Raw genomic sequence first — 25472 nt, forward strand, 5'->3', positions numbered from 1 at the left:
TAACTAAGAAAGATTATGCAAGCGTCTGGACATATAAGTGTGCTGTTAGCCGAATCAATTGATGGATTAGCCATTAAACCAGACGGTGTTTATGTAGATTGCACTTTTGGTCGTGGTGGTCACAGCCGAGCTGTATTAGAGCAGTTAGGTGAAAACGGTCGATTGTACTCGTTTGATCAAGACCCAACCGCAATCGCATGGGCAAAAGAACATTTTGACGACCCAAGATTTGAAATTATTCATGCTAATTTCAGTCAATTAGAGCATGAAATGAACCAACGTGGTTTAGTTGGCAAAGTGGATGGTGTATTAGCCGATTTAGGTGTTAGTTCACCACAACTTGATGAAGCAGAGCGCGGATTCAGTTTTATGCGTGATGGGCCGTTAGATATGCGCATGAATCCAACATTTGGTGTCAGTGCTGCTGAGTGGTTACAGCATGCCGACGAAGATGATATTGCGTTTGTATTAAAAGAATATGGTGAAGAAAGGTTTGCGCGCCACATAGCGCGGGTGATTGTTCACGACAGAGACGAAAAACCTTTTAAGCGAACTAGTGATTTATCTAGTTTATTGGAACGAATAATAAAGAAGCGGGAACCGGGTAAACACCCTGCAACTCGTACGTTTCAAGCATTAAGAATTCAAGTGAATGGCGAATTAGACGCGATCAAAGTGGCTTTGACAGCGGCAACCAATATTTTGGCTAACGGCGGACGTTTGTCGGTTATTAGCTTTCATTCGCTAGAAGATCGCATAGTAAAACGTTTTATCAGTCAGCAAAGTAAAGCTAAACCTGTACCTAGAGGTTTACCTGTAACTGATGCTGAATTGAATAAAGACATTAGCTTAAAGCCAATTGGCAAAGCGATAAAACCAACTAAAGCTGAGTTGGAACTCAACCCGAGAGCACGCAGCTCGGTATTGAGGATAGCAGAGCGTGTCGGACGTTAAGGCGCGCCAGCCAAATTTGGCAAAGGTGTTGTTAACCGACTGGTTTGCGCATATTTGGATGATTATTTTAATTGTTGCTGTGTTGATTTCTGCTTACGCAGTGATTTATTACGCATGGGGCAATCGACAGCTTAATGCTGAAGTTCAGCAGTTGTTAGAAGACAAAGACAAATTAGATATAGATTGGCGACATATGTTGCTTGAGCACAATGCGTTATCCGAGCATAGCCGCATTGAACAAATAGCACGAGAAAAACTCAATATGGTCAGACCGCAAGGTCAACAAGAGAAAGTTATTAAACAACCATGAATAAACGTAAAGTTCAACTACAAGCAGGTACAGCACGCTGGCGGTTTTATACCGTTTTTGGCGTGATCTCGCTGGTATTTTGTGCTTTGCTGGCTCGTGCGGCTTATATCCAAGTTATTTCGCCTGACATGTTGCGTGAACAAGGCGACATGCGCACCCACAGAACCTTATCTGATACTGTGTTGCGTGGCATGATCACGGATCGTAATGGTTTAGAGCTAGCCATTAGTGTGCCGGTGAATACAGTTTGGGCTGATCCTAAACAAATTGCTCAAAGTAAATCACTCGAAAAAACACGAGAGTGGCGTGCATTGGCAGATATTTTACGTGTTGATTTGAACGAATTAACTGAACGAGTCGCCAGTAATCCAAATGGCCGTTTTGTCTATTTAGCTCGCCAAGTATCGCCTGCAATGGCTGATTATGTCCGCCATTTAAAATTGCCAGGTGTGCATTTGCGTCCTGAATCTAAACGTTATTATCCAGCTGCTGAGGTCAACGCCCACCTAGTTGGTATTACCAATATTGATGATATTGGTATAGACGGTATTGAAAAACTTTATAACGACGCCTTGACTGGTGAAGAAGGCAAAAAGAGCATTTTACGTGATGCGAAAGGTCGCATTATTGAAGTGTTAGCTGAAGAAGAATCACAGCAAGCAAAAGACGTGGTTTTGTCTATTGACCAACGCATTCAAACTTTAGCCTACCAAGAATTGAAAAAAGCTGTGCAGTATTACGAAGCTGACTCTGGCTCAGTGGTTGCTGTTGATATTGAGTCGGGCGAATTACTCGCTATGGTCAATAGCCCTTCATACAACCCAAATAATCGTAAAACCATTACTGCCGCAGCTATGCGCAATCGTGCAATTACCGATACTTTTGAGCCAGGGTCATCAGTTAAACCGCTAACAGTGTTAGCCGCGTTAGAATTTGGCAGCGTTAATGCCAATACTATAGTCAACACTGCACCTGGTTGGTTGCAGATTGGTGGTCGTCGAGTGAGTGATAGTGGTCAAAACCACGGAAAGTTAACTTTGGACGGTGTACTGAAAAAATCAAGTAATGTTGGCACAACTAAACTTGCGCTTGAATTGCCAACCGAACAGTTTTTAGATGTTTTTTATAATGCGGGTTTTGGTTCAGATACGGGCACGGGTTTATTAGGTGAAAGCTCCGGCATTTTTTATGACCGTCGAAGATGGTCGGATTTTGAACGGGCAACTTTATCTTTTGGATATGGTTTATCTGTTACCGCCACACAGCTTGCACAAGCGTACGCAACGATTGGTAATGGCGGTATACGCCGCCCCTTAAGCATTTTAAAATTAGAACAACCATTACCCGGCGAACGGGTTTTTTCGCATAGTTCGAGCCGTCAACTATTGAAGATGATGGAAGCTGTATTAGACGAAGATGGTTCAGGTCATAGAGCTGCAGTGGAAGGTTACCGAGTTGCTGGTAAAACAGGCACCAGCCGTAAAGCTGTTGCAGGTGGTTATGGCAATGATTATGTTGGTTTGTTTGCCGGCCTAGCACCTATCTCTAATCCTAAGCTTGCTTTGGTTGTACTGATTAATAATCCAAAAGGTGATAAATATCACGGTGGTGAAGTTGCCGCACCTGTCTTTAGTAAAGTGATGGGCGGCGCATTACAAATACTTAATGTGCCAACCGACAAAAATGATGATTTGCAGCTAGCTCAAGTCAAGGAGGCACAAAACGATGCCTGATTTAGACTTGAAACATAGTATCGAACAAATTATTCAATTAACGCTACCGGCACAAACTGTGGCTGGTTTAGCGATAGATAGCCGTCAAATTAAAACGGGTTACTGCTTTGTTGCTTTACAAGGTCATCAACAACATGGTTTAGCTTATGCTGAACAAGCGATAGTGCGTGGCGCGACATTCATTTTGGCCGAAACTTTAGATGATGCCGAACACGGCAACTTAACTATTGTCGCAGACACCCCTTGTTTATCTGTTTACCAGCTCTCTCGTTTAAGCGGTATATTGGCATCTGTACAGTTTGGCCATCCAAGCCACAAGCTTGCATTGGTTGGCACAACAGGTACCAACGGCAAAACCACAGTTTCTGATATGTTTGCGCAGTTAAGTATGAACAACCAAGCAAGCTCAGGCTATATCGGCACTTTAGGCTGTTATTGGTGGGATGCTGACAAGAATAAACATACAGCCAAACAGGGTTTAACGACGCCTGATGCTTTTACTTTACAGCAGTTATTAGCGCAAATGGTAAAAGCCGATGTAACACAAGTCGCGATAGAAGTATCTTCACACGCGTTGGCGCAAAATAGAGTATCTGGTTGTGAATTCGCAGCCGTTGCTTTCACCAATTTAACCCACGACCATTTAGACTATCACCAAGACATGCAGAGTTATTTTGCATGTAAACAAAGTTTGTTTTTACAAAATCCAAATACTTTTGCAGTTATCTGTACCGACAATGAGTACGGACAAAGTTTGTTGCAGTCGGTTATCAAACAGCGTGGCGAAGATGCGGATCACAATGTTTTAGCTATTGGCCGCAATGCAGCTAAATTGCATACAAACGCTTGGCAAGTTGATTCAGTACAAGCTACCGAACAGGGTTTTGATATCAAGGTTGCACTGACTTCCGCTGATAAGCCAAATCCACAGCAAGTTGACTGGCATCTGCCTTTGATTGGTGAATTTAATATCAATAATGCATTAACTGCTTTGGCAATGTTGCAGCATTTAGACCCAAGTGTATTAGCGAGCTGTATAACCGATAATCATCAGCCGCTTGCTAAATTAACTGCCTGTGCGGGTCGTATGGAAGTATTTAGCTCAAGCAACAAAGCCAAGATCGTTGTTGATTTTGCCCACACGCCTGATGCGCTTGCACAAGCTTTGCACGCAAGTCGACAACATTGCCAAGGAAAACTTTGGGTTGTGTTTGGTTGTGGTGGTGACAGAGACGCACAAAAACGTCCGTTAATGGGCAAAATTGCCGCAGACTTGGCGGACTATCTGGTCATCACCAATGATAATCCGCGTAGTGAATCGCCAGAAAAAATTGTTGCTGATATCTTAGCTGGCATTTCGGCGAAACATAAAGTTTCTGTTGAACAAGACAGAAAAAAAGCCATTATCCAAACACTTGAAAATGCTGCAAGCGACGACTTAATTTTAGTCGCTGGTAAAGGCCATGAAACGAAACAAATTTTAGCCGATGGTGCTGTTGAATACGATGAGCGCGCATTTGTTAAACAGTTAATGGAGGCGCAAGCATGATCAGCCAAACATTAGCTGTATTACAACAAGTAACCCAAGGCCAACTGATTGCATCTAGCCAATATTCGCTAGAGCAAACGCAGTTGTTGGCCGTGACTCATATTTCAACCGACACAAGAAAAATAACCAAAGGTGACTGTTATTTAGCGCTTAAAGGTGAGCGTTTTGACGGTCATGATTTTTGCCAACAAGCTGTTGATGCAGGTGCTGAATTTTTATTGGTTAGCCAGCAACAAAATATTGATGTGCCTCAGCTAGTAGTAGCAGATACACGTATCGCACTTGGTGTCATTGCTGCGTACAACAAACAACAGGCTAAGGTTAAAACCATTGCAGCAACGGGCAGTGCGGGTAAAACCACAGTCAAAGAAATGTTGTCGGCGATTTGTAGCCAAGCAGGTAAAACTTTAGCGACTAAAGGCAATTTTAATAATGATATTGGTGCGCCACTGACCTTGTTGGAATTATCTGAGTCAGATGAATACGCAGTTATAGAGTTAGGCGCAAACCACATAGGCGAAATTGCCTACACAGTGAATTTGGTCAAACCTGATGTTGCTTTAGTGAATAACGTAAGTGCTGCACATTTAGAAGGTTTTGGTTCAATTGCTGGTGTAGTGCAAGCCAAAGGTGAAATATACAGTGGTTTAACTGAGCAAGGTATTGCGATTGTTAATGCTGATTTAGCTTGTGCGGATGATTGGTTGCCTGTTATCGGAGCTCGTCCACAAATCCGTTTTTCCACTGAACCTTTTGCTGATGTTTATTTAGTTGATTTGCAGCTAAATGAAAGTTTGTGTGCTGAGTTTAGCTGGGTTTATCGTGGTACTGAATATCCAGTCACTCTAAATATTCCAGGTATTCACAATGCTAACAATGCACTTGCTGCAATCAGTTGTGCGTTAGCTATAGGTATTAAACCTGAGCATATTTGCACTGGGTTGAGTCAAGCGCAAACTGTTGCAGGCCGAGTTAAACCTATTCAATTAGGTCAGCTTACCGTTATTGATGACAGTTACAACGCGAATCAAGGTTCGATGCAAGCTGCGATTGATTTGCTCAAACACGCCAATGCAAAACGCCTGTTTGTAATGGGTGATATGGGGGAAATGGGCAAATATGCGCAAGATATTCATCAACAAGTGGGTGAATACGCACTTAACGCAGGGTTAGACGGTTTTTATGTTAAAGGCGATTGGGTCAAGTTTGCACAACCTGATACTAATTGCCAATTTGATTCATTTGATAAGTTAAATCAAACACTGATACAACAAATAGATCAGTTTATTGCTGATCCACAACAGAGTCAGAAGGTAGTTGTTTTGATTAAAGGGTCTCGTAGTTCTGGCATGGACAAGCTAGTGAATATGTTAGTTGTACACTATCAGTCCACTAATGCTGTGGAGGATAGCGCATGTTAGTTTGGTTAGCACAATGGTTAACTGAAAATGTTGATCCCGGTTTTAATGTTTTTTCTTATCTAACTTTCCGTTCGATATTAAGCATTTTAACTGGTTTAGGTTTGTCTCTTTATCTAGGGCCTAAGCTCATCCGTTATTTGCAACGTATGCAGATTGGTCAAACTGTGCGTGATGATGGCCCAGAATCACATTTATCCAAATCTGGCACGCCAACTATGGGCGGTTTGTTGATTTTAGGCGCAATAGCAACTTCGGTTTTATTGTGGGCTGATTTAACCAATAGATATGTATTAGTTACTTTATTTGTGGTGTTGGCATTTGGAGCCATTGGTTTTGTTGATGACTATCGCAAAGTGATCCGCAAAGACAGCAAAGGATTAATCGCGCGTTGGAAGTATTTTTGGCAGTCAGTCACAGCGACTATAGTTGCGGTTGTTTTGTATATGACACAACAGCAAGCAGCTGAAACTCAGTTGCTGATTCCATTTTTTAAAGAAGTGATGCCGCAACTTGGACTGTTTTTTATTGTTACGACTTATTTCGTGATTGTTGGCACCAGTAACGCTGTTAATTTAACCGATGGTTTAGATGGTTTAGCTATAGTACCAACCATTATGGTTGCTTGTGCATTTGCCATTATTGCTTACGTAACCGGCAATGTGAATTTCTCATCCTATCTAAATATTCCGTACATTCCAGAAACCAGTGAATTAGTGATTGTTTGTACCGCCATATTTGGTGCCGGTTTAGGCTTTTTATGGTTCAACACCTATCCAGCACAAGTATTTATGGGTGATGTTGGCTCGTTAGCACTAGGCGCAACTTTAGGTGTAATAGCTGTATTGGTACGACAAGAAATTGTTTTAGTGATTATGGGCGGTGTGTTTGTAATGGAAACTGTGTCGGTGATTTTACAAGTCGGCAGCTATAAGTTACGCGGTCAACGCATATTTAGAATGGCACCTATACATCACCATTACGAATTAAAAGGCTGGCCTGAGCCTAGGGTAATAGTCCGTTTTTGGATTATTAGTTTGGTATTAGTTTTGATTGGATTAGCAACACTCAAGTTAAGATAAAATGCAAACAGAGCAAGCAAAACCAACATTGAATGAACATTTGAAGCGCTTTTGGCAAAGCGCTTTTGGTGTTTCTGACGCGCATGATTTATACGATCGCAGCATTGTATTGCTGGCGTTAGCTTTGGCTATGTTAGGTTTGATTATGGTTGCTTCTGCATCATTGCCTTATGCAATGCGAGAGTTTGATAATCCGCTACATTTTGTTATTCGCCATGGCATATATTTGGTGTTAGCTGCTGGCATCGCTTTATTTGTTGTGCAACTACCACTTAGTTGGTGGGAAAAATATAACCCATATTTATTGATGGCAGCTCTGTTGTTGTTGGTTGCTGTGCTCATAGTTGGCCGCACTGTTAATGGTGCAACTCGTTGGTTGGCGATTGGCCCAATTAATATTCAAGCAGCAGAACCTGCAAAGTTATTTTTCTTTGCTTATTTGGCTGGTTATTTAGTTAGACGTGAGCAAGAGATTAAGCAGAATTTAAAAGGCTTTTTAAAGCCGCTAGCTGTGTTTTTTGTATTGGCACTTTTGTTATTAATGCAGCCAGATTTGGGCACTGTGATTGTGATGTTTGCCACTACAGTTGGTTTATTGTTTTTGGCAGGCTCCAAGTTAATTCAGTTTTTCTCGCTATTTTTAACCGGTATTTTTGCCATTGTGTTGCTAATAGTGGTTGAGCCGTATCGTATGCGCCGCATCTTGTCGTTTATGGATCCATGGGCAGATCCTTTTGGCAATGGCTATCAGCTGACTCAAAGTTTAATGGCCTATGGACGTGGTGATTGGTTTGGCATGGGGTTAGGTAACAGTATTCAAAAACTAGATTATTTACCCGAAGCACATACAGATTTTGTTTTTGCCATTTTGGCAGAAGAATTTGGTTATTTTGGTGTGGCTGTTGTGGTTATCGCGCTATTTTGTTTGGTTGGCAAAACTTTGACTTTAGGTAATCGAGCAATGGCGGCTGAACGTCCATTTGCTGGTTATGTTGCGTATGCAATTGCAATTTGGATGAGTTTTCAATCTGCTGTCAATATTGGCGCAAGTGCAGGTTTATTGCCAACTAAAGGTTTGACTCTACCTTTGGTTAGTTATGGTGGTAGTAGCTTAATTGTTATGAGTATTGCGATTGCATTAATTGTCCGCATCGATCACGAATTAAGGTTAATGAAAACCCAAGCCACACGAAAGTCTGTGAATACTTTGGTTAAAGCGAAAAATAAATCGAATAAAAAAGCTAAATCAGACGAGCCGACAGCACCTGTTATCACAACTCAGGAGGCGTTATTAAATGAATAAACGTCTTTTGATTATGGCTGGTGGTACAGGCGGGCATATTTTTCCTGGGTTAGCGGTTGCAGATGAATTGGCTGCAAAAGGTTGGCAAATATTGTGGTTAGGCACAGCTGACCGCATGGAAGCAGACCTCGTACCACAGTCTGGTTACGATATTGAATTTATCAAAATAAAAGGTGTGCGTGGCAAAGGTTTTATCACTAAGTTGCTGACACCATTTAAGTTGTTAGCAGCTGTAGTTGCGGCGCGTAAAGTTATCAAAACATTTAAACCAAATGTTATTGCAGGTTTTGGTGGATATGTCGCTTTACCTGGTGGAATTGCAGCTAAGCTTACTGGCACGCCTTTAGTGATACATGAGCAAAATGCAGTTGCTGGTATGACTAATAAAATATTAGCCAAGTGGGCAAACAAAGTATTTTGTGCGTTTGAACCGGTGGCGGGTTTAAGCAATTATGCTGTCGTCGGTAACCCAATTCGTGCAGATATTTTAGCTAAACGTCAGCAAAACCAAGATGTAGCTGTAGGTGAACAAGCGGCGGTTAAAATTTTAGTGGTGGGTGGTAGTTTAGGTGCACAAGCGTTAAATACTTATGTGCCGCAGGCTATCGCACAGTTAGATGCAAAGGTGCAAATTAACATTGTCCATCAGTGCGGCAAAGGCAACTTGCAGGGTACAGAGCAAGCTTATCAACAACTTGCTGGTAATAAGCAAATTTCAGCTCAGGTAGTTGAATTTATTGGTGACATGGCTAGTGCATATGCCGAAGCTGATTTAGTCATATGCCGAGCGGGTGCGTTAACTGTATCGGAAATAGCCGCCATTGGCGTTGCGAGTATTTTTGTGCCATTGCCACACGCAGTAGATGATCACCAAACCAAGAATGCACAGGCATTAGAAAAAGTTGGCGCAGCTAAAATATTAGCCCAATCGCAGTTAACGCAAGGTTTGTTAAAACCAGTGTTAGAAGAAATATTTGCCGATGGGCAAAACAAGTTACAACAAATGGCACAAGCTTGCGCTCAGGTTGCAAAACTAGATGCGCAAAAAATTGTCGCCACAGAAATAGAATTATTAGCAGTAGGACAAAAATGAAATTAACCAACAATAGCGAATTTAAAATACCAGAAATGCGCCGCGTCAACCTGATTCATATGGTTGGCATTGGTGGTGCTGGTATGTGTGGTATCGCTGAAGTATTGTTGACAGATGGTTATCGAGTATCTGGCTCAGATATCGCCGAAAGTGCCAATACACAAAGACTAACAGAGCTTGGCGCTGAAATTATGATTGGTCATCGCGAGCAAAATGTCGCTGGCGCTGATGTTGTGGTGATCTCTAGCGCGGTTAAACAAGATAACCCTGAAGTGGTTGCTGCAACTAATGCTCGTATTCCAGTGATCCGCCGTGCAGAAATGCTTGCGGAAATTATGCGTTACCGCCATGGCATTGCGGTTGCGGGCACACATGGTAAAACCACCACCACCAGTCTAATTGCAAGTGTGTTTGGCCAAGCTGAGCTTGATCCCACTTTTATTATTGGTGGGCGCTTAAACAGTGCACAAACCAATGCAAGATTAGGTCGCAGCCGCTATTTAGTTGCTGAAGCAGATGAAAGTGATGCATCTTTTTTACATCTACAGCCTATGGTTTCTGTGGTGACCAATATCGAAGCCGATCATATGGATACCTATGATGGTGATTTCGACAAAATGCTTGCAACTTACAAAGAATTTCTCCACAACCTACCATTTTATGGTTTGGCTGTGTTGTGCATTGATGATGAAAATGTCGCTAAGTTAGCCGAACAAATTGGTCGTAACTATATTACTTATGGTTTTAGTGAAAGTGCTGATTTCCAAATCAGCGACTTTAAACAAATTGGCAAACAAACTCACTTTGTGGTGAAACGCAATTTGCACAAAAACTTGCCGGATTTACAGGTTAAGCTCAATTTACCTGGTTATCACAATGCGTTAAATGCGACCGCGGCAATCGCTGTTGCTACTGATGAAGGTATAGCGGATGCTCAAATTTTAGCTGCATTAGATGCGTTTGCAGGCATAGGCCGACGCTTTGAACAACTGGGTCAATACCCAGTGGCTGATGGTGAAATCGAGTTTATTGACGATTATGGTCATCACCCAACTGAAGTTTTAGCGACCATTAAAGCAATTCGCGCAGCATATCCTGAACGTCGTTTAGTCATGGCGTATCAGCCACATAGATATACGCGTACCCGTGATTTATATGATGACTTTGTCCAAGTATTATCACAAGTCGATTTATTGCTGTTATTAGAAGTATATAGCGCAGGTGAAGCCAGCATAGTGGGCGCAGATAGCCGCAGTTTATGTCGCTCAATTCGCCAACGAGGGGTGATAGATCCTGTATATGTAGCAACGCCAGAGCAGTTGCCAGCCGAGTTGTCGAACATTTTACAAGCGGGCGACATTGTCATTACTCAAGGTGCCGGCAATATAGGCGCTGTGGCTAAGTTATTAGAAACGCTCGCTTTTGATAAAGAAAAAATGCAAGCCTACAGTGCGCAGCAACTGGAAGATGGCAAATGAGTGATATGAACACACAATATCAAAAGGTCGCTGTACTGCATGGTGGCACATCTGCTGAGCGTGAAATATCACTTAAATCAGGTAAAGCGGTTTTTCAAGCTTTGGTTAAGCAAGGTATAAACGCTGAGCTAATTGACACCAAAGTGACTTCACCTTTGTTGCTTAAACAAATGGGCTTTTCACACGTATTTATTGCTTTGCATGGTCGCGGTGGTGAAGACGGTGTGATTCAAGGTGTACTTGAATATTTAGACTTGCCTTACACCGGCAGTCGAGTATTAGGCTCTGCCTTGGCTATGGATAAAGTGCGCACTAAACAAGTATGGCAAAGTTGTGGTTTACCAACGGCCAAATACCTGCGAGTCAATCCAAATATGCAGTTGGATTTTGCCCAAATACTCGAGTCACTCGGTGGTTGTGTATTTGTTAAACCAGCGCGTGAAGGCAGCAGTATTGGCATGAGCCGAGCACAATCAGTAACTGAGCTGACAGATGCTGTTAGCAATGCGTTTGAATTTGATTCAGATGTATTAATTGAACAATTTATCAATGGCCCAGAATACACAATAGCTGTGGTTGATGGCAAAGCTTTACCTGCTATTCGCACACAAACGGATCGCGGATTTTATGATTACGAAGCTAAGTATTTATCTAATACTACGCAATATCATTGCCCATGTGGTTTGAACGCTGAAGATGAAGCCTATGCGAAACAATTGGCGCAACAAGCGTTTGCTGCAGTGCAAGCTGACGGTTGGGGTCGAGTGGATATGATGCGTGATGCGGATGGTCAGTTTTATTTATTAGAAGTAAATACTGTGCCAGGCATGACGGAAAAAAGTTTGGTGCCAATGGCAGCGCGAGCGACAGGTTTAGACTTTGAGTCTTTGGTTTTAAAAATATTGTCGTTGGCTAAGTAAAGATGAAAACGGCTGTAGTGGAGTTTTTTAAACGCGCAGAGTGGCCGTTTTGGATTGGCGTTATATTTTTTATTGCTGTGTTGGTCAGTTGTGTGCGTTTAGCTTTTAAAACACAACAATGGTTGGAAGATGGCAGTCAGCTACCGGTAAAACGTTTGGTGGTTGAAGGCAACAACCAATATGTAAGTAAACAGGATGTTTATAAGGCTTTATTGCCTATGTTGCAGCAGAGTTTTTACGCATTAGACGTAAACAAAGCACAACAAGCAGTAGAAAAAATTGATTGGGTGTATTGGGCGGCAATACGAAAAGAGTGGCCAGATACGCTGAAAGTAAATTTGGTGGAACAAAAACCTGTGGTGATTTGGAATAGCGATTTTTTGCTCAATCACAAAGGTGAGGTTTACCAAGCAAGGCAAAACAGGTTGCAAATAAGTTTACCAAACTTGTTTGGCCCTGAAGGCGAGGAACTAAAAGCGTTAAAGCTTTTTACTGATTATTCAGAGTTACTTGCATTACACGGAATAAGCGCGGTTGAAATGACCATGTCAGAACGCTATGCGGTTGATATGGCATTAAACAACGGCATAAAACTAAATCTTGGACGAGAAAATGGCGTTGCACGGATAAAAAGATTTTTAGAGTTTTATCCTGCCTTGGTGGAACAACATCAAGTAGAATATGTCGATTTACGCTACGACACGGGATTTGCGGTTGGGGAACAAATAAAGCAGCCGGAAACGGCTGGTTAATTGGCAGAGTAGATATGTCAAAAACATTAGAAAGAAATTTAATCGTTGGCTTAGATATAGGTACCGCAAAAGTGGTTGCTGTGGTAGGTGAAATATTGCCCGACAATACAGTCAGTGTTGTTGGTGTTGGCTCGCACGCGTCTGAAGGTATGGACAAAGGTGGGGTTAACAATATTGAACTTGTGATCAAGTCGATAAAACGTGCGGTGCACGAAGCAGAAATGATGTCAGACTGCCAAATTTCGTCTGTGTATTTGGCGATCTCTGGTCGTCATATTAAATGCCAAAACGAAAATGGCATGGTGACAATTCATGAAAAAGAAGTCACCAATGATGATGTTGACAATGTTATTCATACTGCGAAGTCAGTGCCATTGCCTGCAGAGCGCATGGTGCTGCATGTGTTGCCGCAAGAATTCAGTGTGGATGTGCAAGAAGGCATTAAAAGCCCAGTTGGCATGTCAGGTGTGCGTTTAGAAGCGCAAGTGCATTTAATTACCTGTGCCAACGATATGGCGAAAAACATTGTTAAATGTGTTGAACGCTGTGGCTTAAAAGTAGAAGCCTTAGTTGCATCATCTTTAGCGTCTAGCTACGCAGTATTAACTGACGATGAAAAAGAATTAGGTGTCGGTGTGGTTGATGTTGGTGCTGGCACTATGGACTTAGTGGTCTATGCCAACAGCGCAATTCGTCATACCTCTGTTATTGCTGTCGCTGGTAATCAAGTGACCAAAGACATAGCACAAATTTTTAGAACGCCGTTGAGTCATGCAGAACAAATAAAAATTAAGTATGCATGTGCACAAAGGCATATGGTGAGTTTGGAAGAGAGCATAGAGGTGCCTAGTGTAGGTGGTAGACCCGCACGCTCTATGTCGCGCCACACTTTAGCGGAAGTTGTTGAGCCAAGATATCAAGAGCTTTACGACTTAGTAATGGAAGACATTCGCAAGAGTGGTTGGGAAGAACAAATGGCTGCCGGTATTGTATTAACTGGTGGCACAGGCAAGATGGAAGGGGCAGTTGAATTAGCCGAAGAAGTTTTTCAAATGCCCGTCCGACTGGGTTATCCAGTCAAATTGAAAGGTTTAACTGAATATGTAGACGATCCTGTCTACGCCACCGCCATTGGTTTATTACATTATGGCAAAGAAGACTTACAAGAGAAGTATGCAAACCATGATGAAAATCAAGGTGTAAGTAACTGGTGGCAGCGTATTCAGAGCTGGTTTAAGGGTGAGTTTTAATTTTAAAAGCAGGTGTGTAGGAGAAAATAACTATGTTTGATTTGATGAGTGAACATAACGACGAAGCAATCATTAAAGTGATTGGTGTTGGTGGTGGCGGCGGCAACGCTGTTGAGCACATGGTAAAACACACAATTGAGGGTGTTGAATTTATTACCGCAAATACAGATGCGCAAGCGCTACGCAACTCGTCTGCGGAAACTACCATTCAGTTGGGTCGTGACGTAACTAAAGGTTTAGGTGCAGGTGCTAACCCTGAAATTGGTCGTAAGTCGGCAGAAGAAGATCGCCAAGTTATCCAAGAAGCCATTCGTGGTGCGGATATGGTGTTTATTGCTGCTGGTATGGGCGGTGGTACAGGTACAGGTGCTGCGCCAGTTGTGGCTGAAATTGCACGTGAAATGGGTATTTTAACTGTTGCTGTTGTGACTAAACCATTCCCATTTGAAGGCAAAAAGCGTATGCAATACGCGGATATTGGTATTGAAGAATTAGCTAAACATGTTGATTCATTAATCACAATTCCAAACGACAAATTATTAAAAGTACTAGGTAAAGGCACTAGTTTGTTAGATGCATTTAAAGCAGCTAACAATGTATTACAAGGTGCAGTACAAGGTATTGCTGAGTTAATTACCCGTCCAGGTTTAATTAACGTTGACTTTGCAGACGTTAAAACAGTTATGTCTGAAATGGGTACAGCTATGATGGGGACAGGTGTGGCTTCTGGTGAAGACCGTGCTGAAGAAGCAGCAGAAGCTGCAATTTCTAGCCCATTATTAGAAGACGTGGATTTAGCAGGTGCACGCGGTATCTTAGTTAACATTACTGCGGGTATGGATATCAGCATTGACGAGTTTGAAACTGTTGGTAACGCGGTTAAAGGTTTTGCATCTGAAAACGCGACTGTAGTTGTTGGTGCGGTAATTGACGCGGACATGACTGACGAATTACGTGTAACTGTTGTTGCAACAGGTATTGGTGACACGCGTCCTGATATCTCTTTAGTACCAAACAATAAAGTAAGTTTAAATGAGCGTCCGGTTGGTAACTTCCGCAGCTCAGAAGTTGCTGCAGGCTCTGCAGCTGTTGCAATTGAAGAGCGTACAGCTGCGCCAGCGCATGTACCTGCAAGTGATTCAAATGCAGCGCAAAACTTAGATTATTTGGATATTCCAGCGTTTTTACGTAAGCAAGCAGACTAATTTCCTTATTTAAGGAAAACTGTGTATTGTTTAACAAATATACAGTTTGTCAGTAACGCTTTATCGTTTGCACTGGTCTAATGTGTTATAATGGACGCATAGTTTACATGTGCGCAACAGCTTATTAATTGTGCTGTTGCAAACAGACATGTGCTGCAACTTAAATTAGTTAAGTTGCCTGTAACACATACATTTGGAGACAAAATAGCCATATGGTAAAACAACGTACACTAAAAACGAGTGTGACTACGCTTGGGGTTGGTTTGCACCGAGGAGAAAAAGTCAGAATAACACTGCGCCCTGCACCTGCTAATACAGGGATAGTATTTCGCCGTGTTGACTTAGATCCTGTGGTGGATATGCCAATATCTCCAGAAGCCGTCACAGATACCACTATGTGTACCTGTATGACCAATGCAGACGGTGTAACTGTTTCTACGGTAGAGCATTTAATGTCAGCTTTAGCTGGCCTTGGTATCGACAATGTTATTGTTGAATTAGATGCCAACGAAGTGCCTATTGTTGATGGCAGTGCTAGCCCTTTTATTATGTTGATAGAAGAGGCTGGCATTGAAGAGTTAAAAGCGGCGAAAAAGTTTATCCGTATTGATAAACCTATCCGTGTTGAAGTTGACGATAAGTGGGCAGAAATTTTGCCGCACAATGGTTTTAAACTTGATTTTGCAATTGAGTTTCCACACCCGGCCATTTCGTCAACCAAACAACATGTGACTATGGATTTTTCAAGCCAAACTTTTATCACTGAAGTGTCACGCGCACGTACTTTTGGTTTTATGAAAGACTTTGAATATTTACGTGCGAACAACTTGGCGTTAGGTGCTAATTTTGACAATGCTGTGGTATTAGATGAGTTCCAAGTTTTAAATGCAAACGGCTTACGTTATGACGATGAGTTTGTGATGCATAAAATTTTGGATGCGATTGGTGATTTGTACATGGCTGGTTTGCCATTGTTGGGTCACTTCCGTTCATTTAAAACAGGTCATGCGTTAAATAATATTTTGTTGCGTGAAATACTAAAGCAAACTGATAGTTGGACTTTAGTTGAATTTAATCAAACTCAAACCTCGCCATTACAGTTTATGGCGGCGTCTCCTGCATAGTTTTGATATTAAACAGCTGCCATTTGAGGTGGCTGTTTAACTTATCCAGTTCACTTGAAGATATATGTTAAAGATTTCCAATACAGTTACTATCTTTGAGTCTGAAATCGAGTTTTCTGCTATTCGTGCTATGGGCGCGGGTGGGCAAAACGTTAACAAGGTTTCGAGTGCCATTCATTTACGTTTTGATATTCATCAATCGTCGTTACCTGATTTTTATAAGCAACGTTTGTTGTGTTTTGCTGACAGCCGCATTAATAAAGATGGTGTGATTATTATTAAAGCGCAGTCTTTTCGGACTCAAGAGCAAAATAAACAAGATGCATTGGAGCGTTTGTTGCAGTTAATTAAAGCTGCAACTGTTGTGCGTAAGGTACGGAAAGCAACCAAGCCGACTAAGAGTTCGCAGCGAAAGCGTGTTGATGCGAAGAAGAAAAAAGGTTCGGTGAAAAACTTACGGGGAAAGGTGAGTTTTTAGTGCTTGTGTAGAGCGCTGCTTGATCTGTGGCATTTGAGTCCATTCGAAGCATAATTTTCTAAAAACGCTGTACGCCAGTCCCTGGCCGCTCGCAAAAGGCATCCATGCCTTTTGAAGTTTTATAAAATTAGCATTCGAATACACTCATATCTAGCTGTTGTATTGCTGTTTGATTTTATTCCGTGAACAACGGTTAGCTTGGGGGCAGATCGCTGCCTGAACTGTGGCATTTGAGTCCATTCGAAGCATAATTTTATAAAAACGCTGTTCGCCAGTCCCAGGCCGCTCCCAAAAGGCATCCATGCCTTTTGAGGTTTTATAAAATTAGCGTTCGAATACACTCATATCAGGCTATTGTGTTGCTGCATGAACTAGCAGCGACTCCAGTGTGCATGAGGTGTATGGGCGTGTTGCGAGCAAAACTTCACAAGAGTGGGGCGAATGAAGACCGAAGCTCCGCTTCGCAGCTGAATGAGGTAGAGCCATGGACGGCGACAGGGCTGGAGCTTCAAGGATGAATCACCAATTAATGTTGTTTGTAGTCAGACGAAATAAATTCCCCATTTACTTTATGGCTATATTGCACCTACTCAGCGGACTACTTCAAATTTATCAGCCGTGACAATGCAGCTTGAATATTCTCCGGTAAATCCTGCATAGTCGCGGTTAAATCTTGCTTAGTTTTATCTGACAAAGTTTTTGCTGCTTTCTTAGTTGAAGTTGCATATGAGGCTGAGGTTTCCCTAACTAAGTTGGAAGATGTCGACATGTTCGGGTCAACTTGGCACTTAATACTGAATAAATCAGGGTGAGTTACTCTAAGTTGGCTCAATAACTGACTACGACAAGCGTTAAATTGCATTTGATAACTCGCATTTGGCAGGCTCAAAGTTAAAATACCACGCTCAAATTGCACTACTTTTATGCATTTTCGCAGCGAATTGGGCAAATTAAGCGCTAGCTCCTTTGAAATCTCGCTGGTATACTCGGGCTTAACATTTTTTTGCTGCCGATCTGGCCATTTTTTAGCCATGATCTGCGATAAATTTTTCGGTCTAGGTCGCATTAACTAATCACTATGTCGCTATCAATACAGTACACAAAAAACGGTCGCCAATTAGAATGGCACTTGGGATTTACCCATGCCGCTGCATTTTGCGTGCTTATCATTTGTTTAGCCGTTTTAATTCTAAGTAGTATATACCCAAAATCAGCACAAACCGAACAACCAATCGCACCTGTTAATCAATCTCGTCTCGCACTTGCAGAACAAAAAGAAGCACTTTATTCACTAAAATCGAGAACTGAGGTTGAACTTGCAGCGATAAAGCTCAAATTATCTGAATTACAAAGTTACGCATTGCGTATGAATGCACTCGGCGCTCGTTTAGCTGAAAACGCCAGTTTGCACATGGATGAATTTAATTTTGCTGATATGCCAGCAACTGGTGGCCCAGCAGATGAACAAGCTGATATTTTGCAAAATGTAGTGGTTGAGCATGAGTTACTTACAGAAATGTCTCAACTACTCGATTTTTACAATCAACAAGAACAACAACTTAGCCTACTTGAATCTGTCATCATGAATCACCATATCAGTGACCAAGTGTATGTTTCAGGTCGACCAATTGAAGCTGGTTGGTTATCTTCGTATTATGGCATGCGTAAAGATCCTTTTAGTGGTTTGCCCGCTATGCATAAAGGGATAGATTTTGCTGGAAAAGAAGGTAACTCAGTTATTGCTACAGGTGCAGGGGTTGTAACTTGGGCGGATGAAAGATACGGTTATGGCAGGTTGATTGAGATTGATCATGGACAAGGTTTAAAAACTCGATATGGTCATAATAAAGAATTACTGGTTTCAGTTGGAGATGTAGTGAGCAAGGGCGCTCAAATAGCCGTTATGGGCTCAACAGGTCGCTCTACAGGTCCACATGTTCATTATGAAATCTTAAGAAACGGCAAACAGATAGACCCTTTAAAATACGTTTATCGTCGTGCAAAATAGCGCTTAAAATAAAGCACACATCCCAAAATGGGAACTTACCTTTTAATAAATAGAGAGCACTTAGCTGGAAGCAGCTGGTCAGGATAGATTAATGATTACAAAAATACTGACATCGATATTTGGTAGCAGAAACGATCGTTTTATTAAAAAATTAAATAAAGTTGTTACGCAGATAAATGGTTTAGAAGCTGAATTAGAAGGCTTGAGTGACGAAGAGTTAAAAGCGAAAACAGAAGAGTTTCGTAAACGCCTTGCTGACGGCGCGACTGTTGATAGCTTATTGCCAGAAGCATTTGCCGTTTGTCGTGAAGCATCAAAACGTGTATTAGGCATGCGCCACTTTGATGTGCAGTTATTAGGTGGCATGGTGTTACACCAAGGTAAAATTGCCGAAATGCGCACAGGTGAAGGTAAAACTTTAACCGCAACTTTGCCTACCTATTTAAATGGTTTAGCAGGGCATGTACACGTAGTTACGGTAAATGACTACTTAGCTTATCGTGACTCAAACTGGAGCCGTCCGTTATTTGAATTTTTAGGCATGACAGTTGGTTGTAACATTCCAGGTATGGGCCCAGTTGAAAAGCGCCAAGCGTACGAAGCTGATGTGACCTATGGTACAAACAACGAATTTGGTTTTGACTACCTACGTGACAACATGGCGTTTAGCGCCGAAGAGCGTGTGCAAAGTGAATTAAAATTTGCTGTTGTGGATGAAGTTGACTCAATTTTAATCGACGAAGCGCGTACGCCGTTAGTGATTTCAGGTCCAGCAGAAGACAGTTCGGTTTTATATCAACAAATTAATCAAGTTGTGCCGAATTTAATTCAAGCTGATAAAGAAGATTCTGAAGAGGAAGAGAGTGAAGGTCACTTCACCATTGATGAAAAATCTAAACAAGTGCACTTGACTGAAAAAGGTCAAATTGCAGTTGAAGAGATTCTGATTGAGAATAAAGTTTTACAAGAAGGTGATTCGTTATATAGCGCAGCCAACATAGGTTTATTAGCGCATGTTAACGCGGCTTTGCGTGCGCATAAGCTTTACCACAAAGATGTTGATTACCTAGTTAAAGACCAGCAAATTGTAATTGTTGACGAACATACTGGCCGTACTATGGAAGGCCGTCGTTGGTCTGAAGGTTTACACCAAGCGATTGAAGCTAAAGAAGGTGTGCAAATTCAAAACGAAAACCAAACTTTGGCATCTATTACCTTCCAGAACTATTTCCGCTTATACAACAAGTTAGCGGGTATGACAGGTACAGCGGATACTGAAGCCTTCGAGTTTAACTATATCTATGGTTTAGAAACCATTATCTTGCCAACCAATCGCCCTATGATCCGTAAAGATCACGCTGATTTGGTTTATTTAACTGCAGAAGAAAAATACGAAGCCATTGTTGAAGATATTAAACAATGTGTTGAAGATGGCCGTCCTGTACTAGTGGGTACCATTTCAATTGAAAACTCTGAGTTATTATCTCGTGTACTGAAAAAAGCAAAAATTAAACACCAAGTGTTAAATGCTAAGTATCACGCGAAAGAAGCTGAAATTGTCGCATTAGCCGGTCGTCCAGGTGCTGTTACTATCGCAACTAATATGGCGGGTCGTGGTACGGATATCGTATTGGGCGGTAATTCAGAGATTGAAATCGACCAATTAACTAATCCAACTGAAGAGCAAATCGCTAAAATTAAAGCAGATTGGCAGTCGCGTCACGATGCAGTGGTTGCTGCTGGTGGTTTACACATTATTGGTACTGAGCGTCACGAATCTCGCCGTATTGATAACCAGTTACGTGGCCGTGCTGGTCGTCAAGGTGATCCAGGCTCTTCACGTTTTTACTTATCAATGGAAGATGCGTTAATGCGCATATTCGCCAGCGACCGAGTATCTGGTTTAATGAAAAAACTGGGTATGGAACGCGGCGAAGCTATTGAACATCCATGGGTGACCAAAGCGATTGAAAATGCCCAACGCAAAGTAGAAGCACGTAACTTTGATATTCGTAAACAATTGCTTGAATACGATGACGTTGCAAACGATCAGCGTAAAGTGGTTTACCAGCAGCGCAACGAATTGATGAATGAAAGTGATATCAGCGAGACTATTAGTGTGATCCGTGCTGATGTTTTAAGTTCTACTATTGATGCATATATACCACCGCAGTCCGTTGAAGAAATGTGGGATGTTGCTGGTTTAACTGAACGTTTAAAAGCAGACTTCACACTAGATGTGCCAATTCAACAATGGTTGGATGAAGATAACAAACTAGATGAAGAGAAGTTACGCGAACGCATTGCAGCAGCATTAGACGAAGCTTATGCTGAAAAAGAAAAACAAGTGGGTGCGCCTGTTTTACGTCACTTCGAAAAAGCGATTATGTTACAAAGCTTAGATTCGCATTGGAAAGAGCATTTAGCGGCAATGGATCACTTGCGCCAAGGTATTCATTTACGTGGTTATGCACAGAAAAATCCTAAGCAAGAATACAAGCGTGAGTCATTTGAGTTGTTCTCACAAATGTTAGAAGCGCTTAAAGTTGAAGTGGTTGGCGTATTGTCTAAAGTAAAAGTGCGTGAAGAGTCAGACGTTGAAGCGGTAGAAGCAAAACGTCGTCAAGCTGAGGCCGCGCCAAAACAATACCAACACGATAACGATGAAGCATTAGCGGATGGCAAAAAGCCAAAAGCTTTTATTCGCGAAGGTGCTAAAGTTGGCCGTAATGACCCTTGCCCTTGTGGATCAGGTGAAAAATACAAAAACTGCCATGGTAAGTTAAACTAATGGCCAAGCTTGTTCATGTCGCAGTTGCTGTGGTTATGCAGCAAAATAATGGACAAAAAGAAGTGTTGATTGCCAAGCGCAATCAACACCAACACCAAGGCGGCAAATGGGAATTTCCGGGTGGTAAAGTTGAGCAAGGAGAGCTGGTAACCGACGCACTTGCTCGCGAAATGCTTGAAGAATGCAATGTTCAAGTGATAAGCAGTGCACCATTGATTAAGATTGAACATGATTATGGCGACAAAAAGGTTGTGTTAGACACATATGTGATTGAGCAGCATACAGGCGAAGCTAATGGCAATGAAGGGCAAGAAATTCGCTGGGTCGACGTAAATTCGCTTAATCAATATACCTTTCCAGAAGCAAACAAAAGCATCATTAACGCAATAATGGCCTATTGCAAATAACTTGGCTTAATCTAAACTCATAGTTATTTGCATATATTTCCTAACTACTATAGGGAAGTAATTTGAAGGCAATACAACAAGCTGGCCGCGGCAAAAGTTTTGTAAAACGAGTTTACTTACCTAGGGTTATCGGCTTCGGTTTGGGCTCACTACCTGTTGGTTTGGTGGTGTATCAAAATGATTTGCCCGGCTGGTACTGGTATGGTGTGTTTCTTTCGGCATTTGTTTGGCCTCACCTCGCTTTTCTTCTTGGCATGTGTGCCAAAGATCATTTTAAATCTGAATTTAGAAGCCTGTTTTTCGACTCTAGCATAGTGGGGTTCTGGGTCGCGGCTATGGGCTTTAATATTATGCCCAGTATCCTATTGTTATCAGCTAGCGGTTTAAACAATATTTCAGCTGGTGGAGTGCGTTTTTACCTTACCGGCTGGTTAGCTGTGCTAGCAGGTATATTCGCCAATTTTTTAATCGTTGCGCCACACGTCAATTTTGCCAGCAGCGAATTAATTATGCTGATATGTGCACCTTTAGCGCTATTTTATCCGCTATTAGTTGGTTTTGTGACCTTTAGGTTATCAAAAAAGCTTTCTGAAGAACGCAAAATGGCACTTGAATTGAGCCGCACAGACTCGTTATCCCAACTGCCTAACAGAGGCTATTGGGAAGCTAGAGTACAAGATATTTTTCAGCACGCCAAAACACATAACGAAACACCAGCTTTGGTTATGATAGATATAGACCACTTTAAAAAAATTAATGATACTCATGGCCACTTGGTTGGTGACAAAGTCTTGATAGCTTTTGCCGATGCTCTTAAAAAGTTTTTCCAAGGTAGCAATGCAACTCTCGGGCGTTATGGTGGTGAAGAGTTTGGTGTATTAATCCCACATTCAGATCCACATTCTGCAGAGCATATTGCTAATGCATTTCGAATTTATTTAGAAAAAGAAAGCTTAGAAACATGCAATCAACTTAATATTAAGCTCAGCGTCAGTGCTGGTATTGCATTGTTAACTAAAGAAATTAAAGATTTTTCACAATGGATTGATATTGCCGACCAAGCTTTGTACGATGCCAAGATAAATGGTCGTAATCAAGTCTGCTTAGCACCACAAACCTATATACCAAATTTTTCAGATCCTGCGGCCAATTCGGTTTGAAAGTAATTTAGCTATAATATTTCTTAAGTAAAATCTGACATTTCAGGGAAAAATGAATCATGCTTACGCAAATCATCAAAGTGTTTATTGCACTTAATTCAGAAAACTCACCGCGGCAAATAGCTTATGCAATGGCACTTGGTATGGTCATAGGGTTAACCCCTCTGTTTAGCTTGCATAATCTACTCATTTTATTATTGGCTTTTTTAATCCGTGTACACCTAGGGAGTTTTTTTGTCAGTTGGAGTGTCTTTGCTTTGTTGGGTTTATTGTTTGCCCCTGTGTTTGCTAGTTTAGGTGATGTTTTATTAACTTCGGCAGTGCTTGAACCTATTTGGCACGCTTTATATCAAAGCACATTATTCAAATTGGCTCATTTGCATCATACGCTAACGCTCGGCGCGTTAGTGGTCACTTTAGTTCTATTTGTGCCGTTTGTATTGTTGGCACAGTATTTAGTGGTTAAATATAGAGATCATGTAATGGCTTTTGTGATGAAAATGAAAATAGTGCAAATGCTCAAAGGTTCGCGTTTTTATCAATTTTATTTAAAAGTACAAGGAGGTGGCGCATGAAGAAGTATTTGAGATGGCAAGGGTTTGCGGGTTTTGTTGCTGTTATCGCGCTGCTTGCTGCGAGCGTTTATTTATTTGCTGGTAGTTTAATTAAATTGGCGATTGAGCAGCTTGGTGAGCGTGTTTATGGTGCCGAAATCAATGTTGAAAAGGTTAATGTAAATTGGTCGCCGGTTAGTGTTGAGTTGGTTCACCTTCAAGTAACAGATAAACAAAATCCAGCCAACAACCTGGTTGAGTTTAATACAGCTGTTGCGGCGATAGATCTGTGGCAATATCTGTTAGGTAAAACTTTAATCACGGATCTACAAGTGGCCAAATTGCAATTGGATAAGCAAAGAGCTGAACCAGGCAAAGTGTATGACGTTGTTGAAGCAGCCGAGGAATCTAGCCAAAAAACATCAAAAATAGATGAAATTAAAGCTGAAATACCGGATGTAAAAACATTATTAAACGACAGTAACTTAATTACTGTGGAAAAAGCGCAAGCATTACAAACGACGCTTACAGAAGAAAGAGCGAAAATCAAACAGCTAAAAGCTGAGCTACCAGACAAAAGTAAATTAAAAGAATACGAGGCAAAAATTAAGCAGCTCACGGATACCGAAGTGGATAGCTTAGAAGATCTGGCTAAGTTGAAAGAGCAGTTGGATGAATTAAAAGCAGATATCAAACAAGATAAAGCTAAATTTAAGCAAGCTAAAGAGCAATTAAGCGACAGCAATGCGAAATTAAAACTTGCAACTAAAGAGCTGAAAGAGGCTCCAGAGCAAGACTGGCAACAAGTTAAACAAACTTACCAACTTGAGACCTTTGAAGCGGAAGATTTAGCGCATATCTTGTTTGGCGAAGAAGCGCGCAGCTATTACCAATACGCAGAAAAAGCCTATAAGTTGTTAAAACCTTTTATTAAAAAGGGTAATGATGGACAAGCTGATGAAGTAGAGCAAAGCGTCGGTCGTTTTGTCCACTTTGATGAAGAAAATCCAATTCCAGATTGGATGGTAGCCCAAGGCAAAATTGAACTAGTTAATCCAAAAGGTACAATTTGGATTGAGCTTAAAGATATTCATGTACAGCATTGGAAAAAAACAACCGCAAGCCGAGTGGATGTATTTTCCAACGCGTTTGCTCAAGGTGATTTAAAAGGCCAGTTAGATTATTGGGTCGATCAAGATTCGAATATTAAAAGCCAAGCAAACTGGCAGTTTAATGATTTAAAAGTGGCGAAAGATAAAAGTTCGAAAGCTAAATTTAGTTTACAACAAACTCAGTTGACGGGAACGGGTGAACTTTCTTACCAACAAGGTATGTTAGACGCCAACACAGCGTTAGATTTGGTTAAACCTATGTTTAGCTCTACGTCGTCATCTCGTTGGATGAAACAGGTTGTCGAGGCGTTAAATCAGCAACAGAAGATCCCAGCGGAAATTTTATTATCTGGTAAAGCGACCTCTTCTAGTTGGAAGATTAATTCTGCGCTGGACAATATTGTTAAAGACAGTGTTAAAGCGTCAGCCAATGCTGAGTTGGATAAACTCAAAGCTGAGTATCAAAGTAAGCTCAATGCGAAAATGGCTGATAAGTTGGATATGTCTGAGCAGGAGCTTGCGCAAATTGGCGATTTGTCGGCTTGGGTTGATGATACTGAAGGTAGTTTGCAAAAGTTGTTGGATGCTAAAGTTGATTCGTTTAAAGAAAAACAAAAAGATAAGTTAAAAGATAAAGTTAAAGATAAATTAAGTAAGTTTTTCTAGGCTCGAATTGTGGGCTTCGGCGCTGCTAGTTTGGTGGGAATCAAGCCCATTGGAAGCATAATTTTCTAAAAACGCTTGTCGCCAGTCCCTGGCCGCTCACAAAAGGCATCCATGCCTTTTGAAGT

General features: G+C 41.5%; 22 protein-coding genes. 21 read left to right on the forward strand and 1 reads right to left on the reverse strand.

The window, feature by feature from the left end; translation table 11 throughout:
* Positions 1-12: 12 nt before the first annotated feature.
* From rsmH to arfB, 15 genes are all read left to right on the forward strand, one after another.
* The gene (gene rsmH, locus WSC_RS0116755) at positions 13-954 is read left to right on the forward strand and encodes a 16S rRNA (cytosine(1402)-N(4))-methyltransferase RsmH (RefSeq protein WP_026016915.1); all 942 of its coding nucleotides are present in this window, start codon (positions 13-15) and stop codon (positions 952-954) included.
* Positions 941-1264 carry a cell division protein FtsL gene (ftsL, locus tag WSC_RS0116760; RefSeq protein WP_016957105.1) on the forward strand — a complete coding sequence of 108 codons (324 nt, stop codon included), beginning with the start codon at positions 941-943 and terminating at the stop codon, positions 1262-1264. Before rsmH ends, ftsL begins: the two co-directional genes overlap by 14 nt.
* Complete coding sequence (locus WSC_RS0116765) at positions 1261-2997, forward strand: peptidoglycan glycosyltransferase FtsI (RefSeq protein ID WP_016957106.1); 1737 nt, start codon at positions 1261-1263, stop codon at positions 2995-2997. The genes ftsL and WSC_RS0116765 overlap by 4 nt, the downstream gene beginning before the upstream one ends.
* On the forward strand, positions 2990-4546 hold the full coding sequence (locus WSC_RS0116770) for a UDP-N-acetylmuramoyl-L-alanyl-D-glutamate--2,6-diaminopimelate ligase (RefSeq protein WP_016957107.1): 1557 nt from the start codon (positions 2990-2992) through the stop codon (positions 4544-4546). The genes WSC_RS0116765 and WSC_RS0116770 overlap by 8 nt, the downstream gene beginning before the upstream one ends.
* Complete coding sequence (locus WSC_RS0116775; RefSeq protein ID WP_016957108.1) at positions 4543-5967, forward strand: UDP-N-acetylmuramoyl-tripeptide--D-alanyl-D-alanine ligase; 1425 nt, start codon at positions 4543-4545, stop codon at positions 5965-5967. Before WSC_RS0116770 ends, WSC_RS0116775 begins: the two co-directional genes overlap by 4 nt.
* The gene (mraY, locus tag WSC_RS0116780; RefSeq protein ID WP_016957109.1) at positions 5961-7046 is read left to right on the forward strand and encodes a phospho-N-acetylmuramoyl-pentapeptide-transferase; all 1086 of its coding nucleotides are present in this window, start codon (positions 5961-5963) and stop codon (positions 7044-7046) included. Before WSC_RS0116775 ends, mraY begins: the two co-directional genes overlap by 7 nt.
* A 1-nt stretch (position 7047) precedes the next feature.
* Positions 7048-8349, forward strand: coding sequence for a cell division protein FtsW (ftsW, locus tag WSC_RS0116785; protein WP_016957110.1), 1302 nt, complete (start codon positions 7048-7050; stop codon positions 8347-8349).
* A complete protein-coding gene (gene murG / locus WSC_RS0116790; RefSeq protein ID WP_016957111.1) occupies positions 8342-9442 on the forward strand; it encodes an undecaprenyldiphospho-muramoylpentapeptide beta-N-acetylglucosaminyltransferase in 1101 nt (366 codons plus the stop codon). The genes ftsW and murG overlap by 8 nt, the downstream gene beginning before the upstream one ends.
* Positions 9439-10920: a UDP-N-acetylmuramate--L-alanine ligase gene (gene murC / locus WSC_RS0116795; protein ID WP_016957112.1), complete on the forward strand. Its 1482-nt coding sequence runs from the start codon at positions 9439-9441 to the stop codon at positions 10918-10920. The genes murG and murC overlap by 4 nt, the downstream gene beginning before the upstream one ends.
* Positions 10917-11840 (forward strand): D-alanine--D-alanine ligase, encoded by a 924-nt coding sequence (locus WSC_RS0116800; protein ID WP_016957113.1) that lies wholly within the window; start codon positions 10917-10919, stop codon positions 11838-11840. The genes murC and WSC_RS0116800 overlap by 4 nt, the downstream gene beginning before the upstream one ends.
* Before the next feature lie 2 nt (positions 11841-11842).
* Positions 11843-12592, forward strand: coding sequence for a cell division protein FtsQ/DivIB (locus tag WSC_RS0116805; protein ID WP_016957114.1), 750 nt, complete (start codon positions 11843-11845; stop codon positions 12590-12592).
* 14 nt (positions 12593-12606) lie between these two features.
* On the forward strand, positions 12607-13842 hold the full coding sequence (gene ftsA / locus WSC_RS0116810) for a cell division protein FtsA (protein WP_016957115.1): 1236 nt from the start codon (positions 12607-12609) through the stop codon (positions 13840-13842).
* 32 nt (positions 13843-13874) lie between these two features.
* Positions 13875-15047: a cell division protein FtsZ gene (ftsZ, locus tag WSC_RS0116815; RefSeq protein WP_016957116.1), complete on the forward strand. Its 1173-nt coding sequence runs from the start codon at positions 13875-13877 to the stop codon at positions 15045-15047.
* A gap of 212 nt (positions 15048-15259) precedes the next feature.
* Positions 15260-16171, forward strand: a complete 912-nt coding sequence (gene lpxC / locus WSC_RS0116820; protein WP_016957117.1) for a UDP-3-O-acyl-N-acetylglucosamine deacetylase — start codon at positions 15260-15262, stop codon at positions 16169-16171.
* 64 nt (positions 16172-16235) lie between these two features.
* Complete coding sequence (gene arfB, locus WSC_RS0116825) at positions 16236-16649, forward strand: alternative ribosome rescue aminoacyl-tRNA hydrolase ArfB (RefSeq protein ID WP_016957118.1); 414 nt, start codon at positions 16236-16238, stop codon at positions 16647-16649.
* A gap of 598 nt (positions 16650-17247) precedes the next feature.
* On the opposite strand, the gene WSC_RS0116835 is transcribed toward arfB, so the two are convergent.
* Positions 17248-17682 carry a hypothetical protein gene (locus WSC_RS0116835; RefSeq protein WP_016957120.1) on the reverse strand — a complete coding sequence of 145 codons (435 nt, stop codon included), beginning with the start codon at positions 17680-17682 and terminating at the stop codon, positions 17248-17250.
* 45 nt (positions 17683-17727) lie between these two features.
* On the opposite strand from WSC_RS0116835, the gene WSC_RS0116840 reads away from it, so the two are divergent.
* From WSC_RS0116840 to WSC_RS0116865, 6 genes are all read left to right on the forward strand, one after another.
* Positions 17728-18657, forward strand: coding sequence for a M23 family metallopeptidase (locus WSC_RS0116840; RefSeq protein ID WP_016957121.1), 930 nt, complete (start codon positions 17728-17730; stop codon positions 18655-18657).
* Positions 18658-18748: 91 nt separating this feature from the next.
* Positions 18749-21448: a preprotein translocase subunit SecA gene (gene secA / locus WSC_RS0116845; RefSeq protein WP_016957122.1), complete on the forward strand. Its 2700-nt coding sequence runs from the start codon at positions 18749-18751 to the stop codon at positions 21446-21448.
* Positions 21448-21855: an 8-oxo-dGTP diphosphatase MutT gene (gene mutT / locus WSC_RS0116850; RefSeq protein ID WP_016957123.1), complete on the forward strand. Its 408-nt coding sequence runs from the start codon at positions 21448-21450 to the stop codon at positions 21853-21855. The genes secA and mutT overlap by 1 nt, the downstream gene beginning before the upstream one ends.
* A 62-nt stretch (positions 21856-21917) precedes the next feature.
* On the forward strand, positions 21918-23015 hold the full coding sequence (locus WSC_RS0116855; RefSeq protein ID WP_016957124.1) for a diguanylate cyclase: 1098 nt from the start codon (positions 21918-21920) through the stop codon (positions 23013-23015).
* 59 nt (positions 23016-23074) lie between these two features.
* Positions 23075-23590, forward strand: a complete 516-nt coding sequence (locus WSC_RS0116860; protein WP_016957125.1) for a TIGR03546 family protein — start codon at positions 23075-23077, stop codon at positions 23588-23590.
* Positions 23587-25347: a TIGR03545 family protein gene (locus WSC_RS0116865; RefSeq protein WP_016957126.1), complete on the forward strand. Its 1761-nt coding sequence runs from the start codon at positions 23587-23589 to the stop codon at positions 25345-25347. The genes WSC_RS0116860 and WSC_RS0116865 overlap by 4 nt, the downstream gene beginning before the upstream one ends.
* Positions 25348-25472: the final 125 nt, after the last annotated feature.

The sequence above is a fragment of the Catenovulum agarivorans YM01 genome, assembly GCF_000281085.1.
Taxonomy (GTDB): Bacteria; Pseudomonadota; Gammaproteobacteria; order Enterobacterales; family Alteromonadaceae; genus Catenovulum; species Catenovulum agarivorans.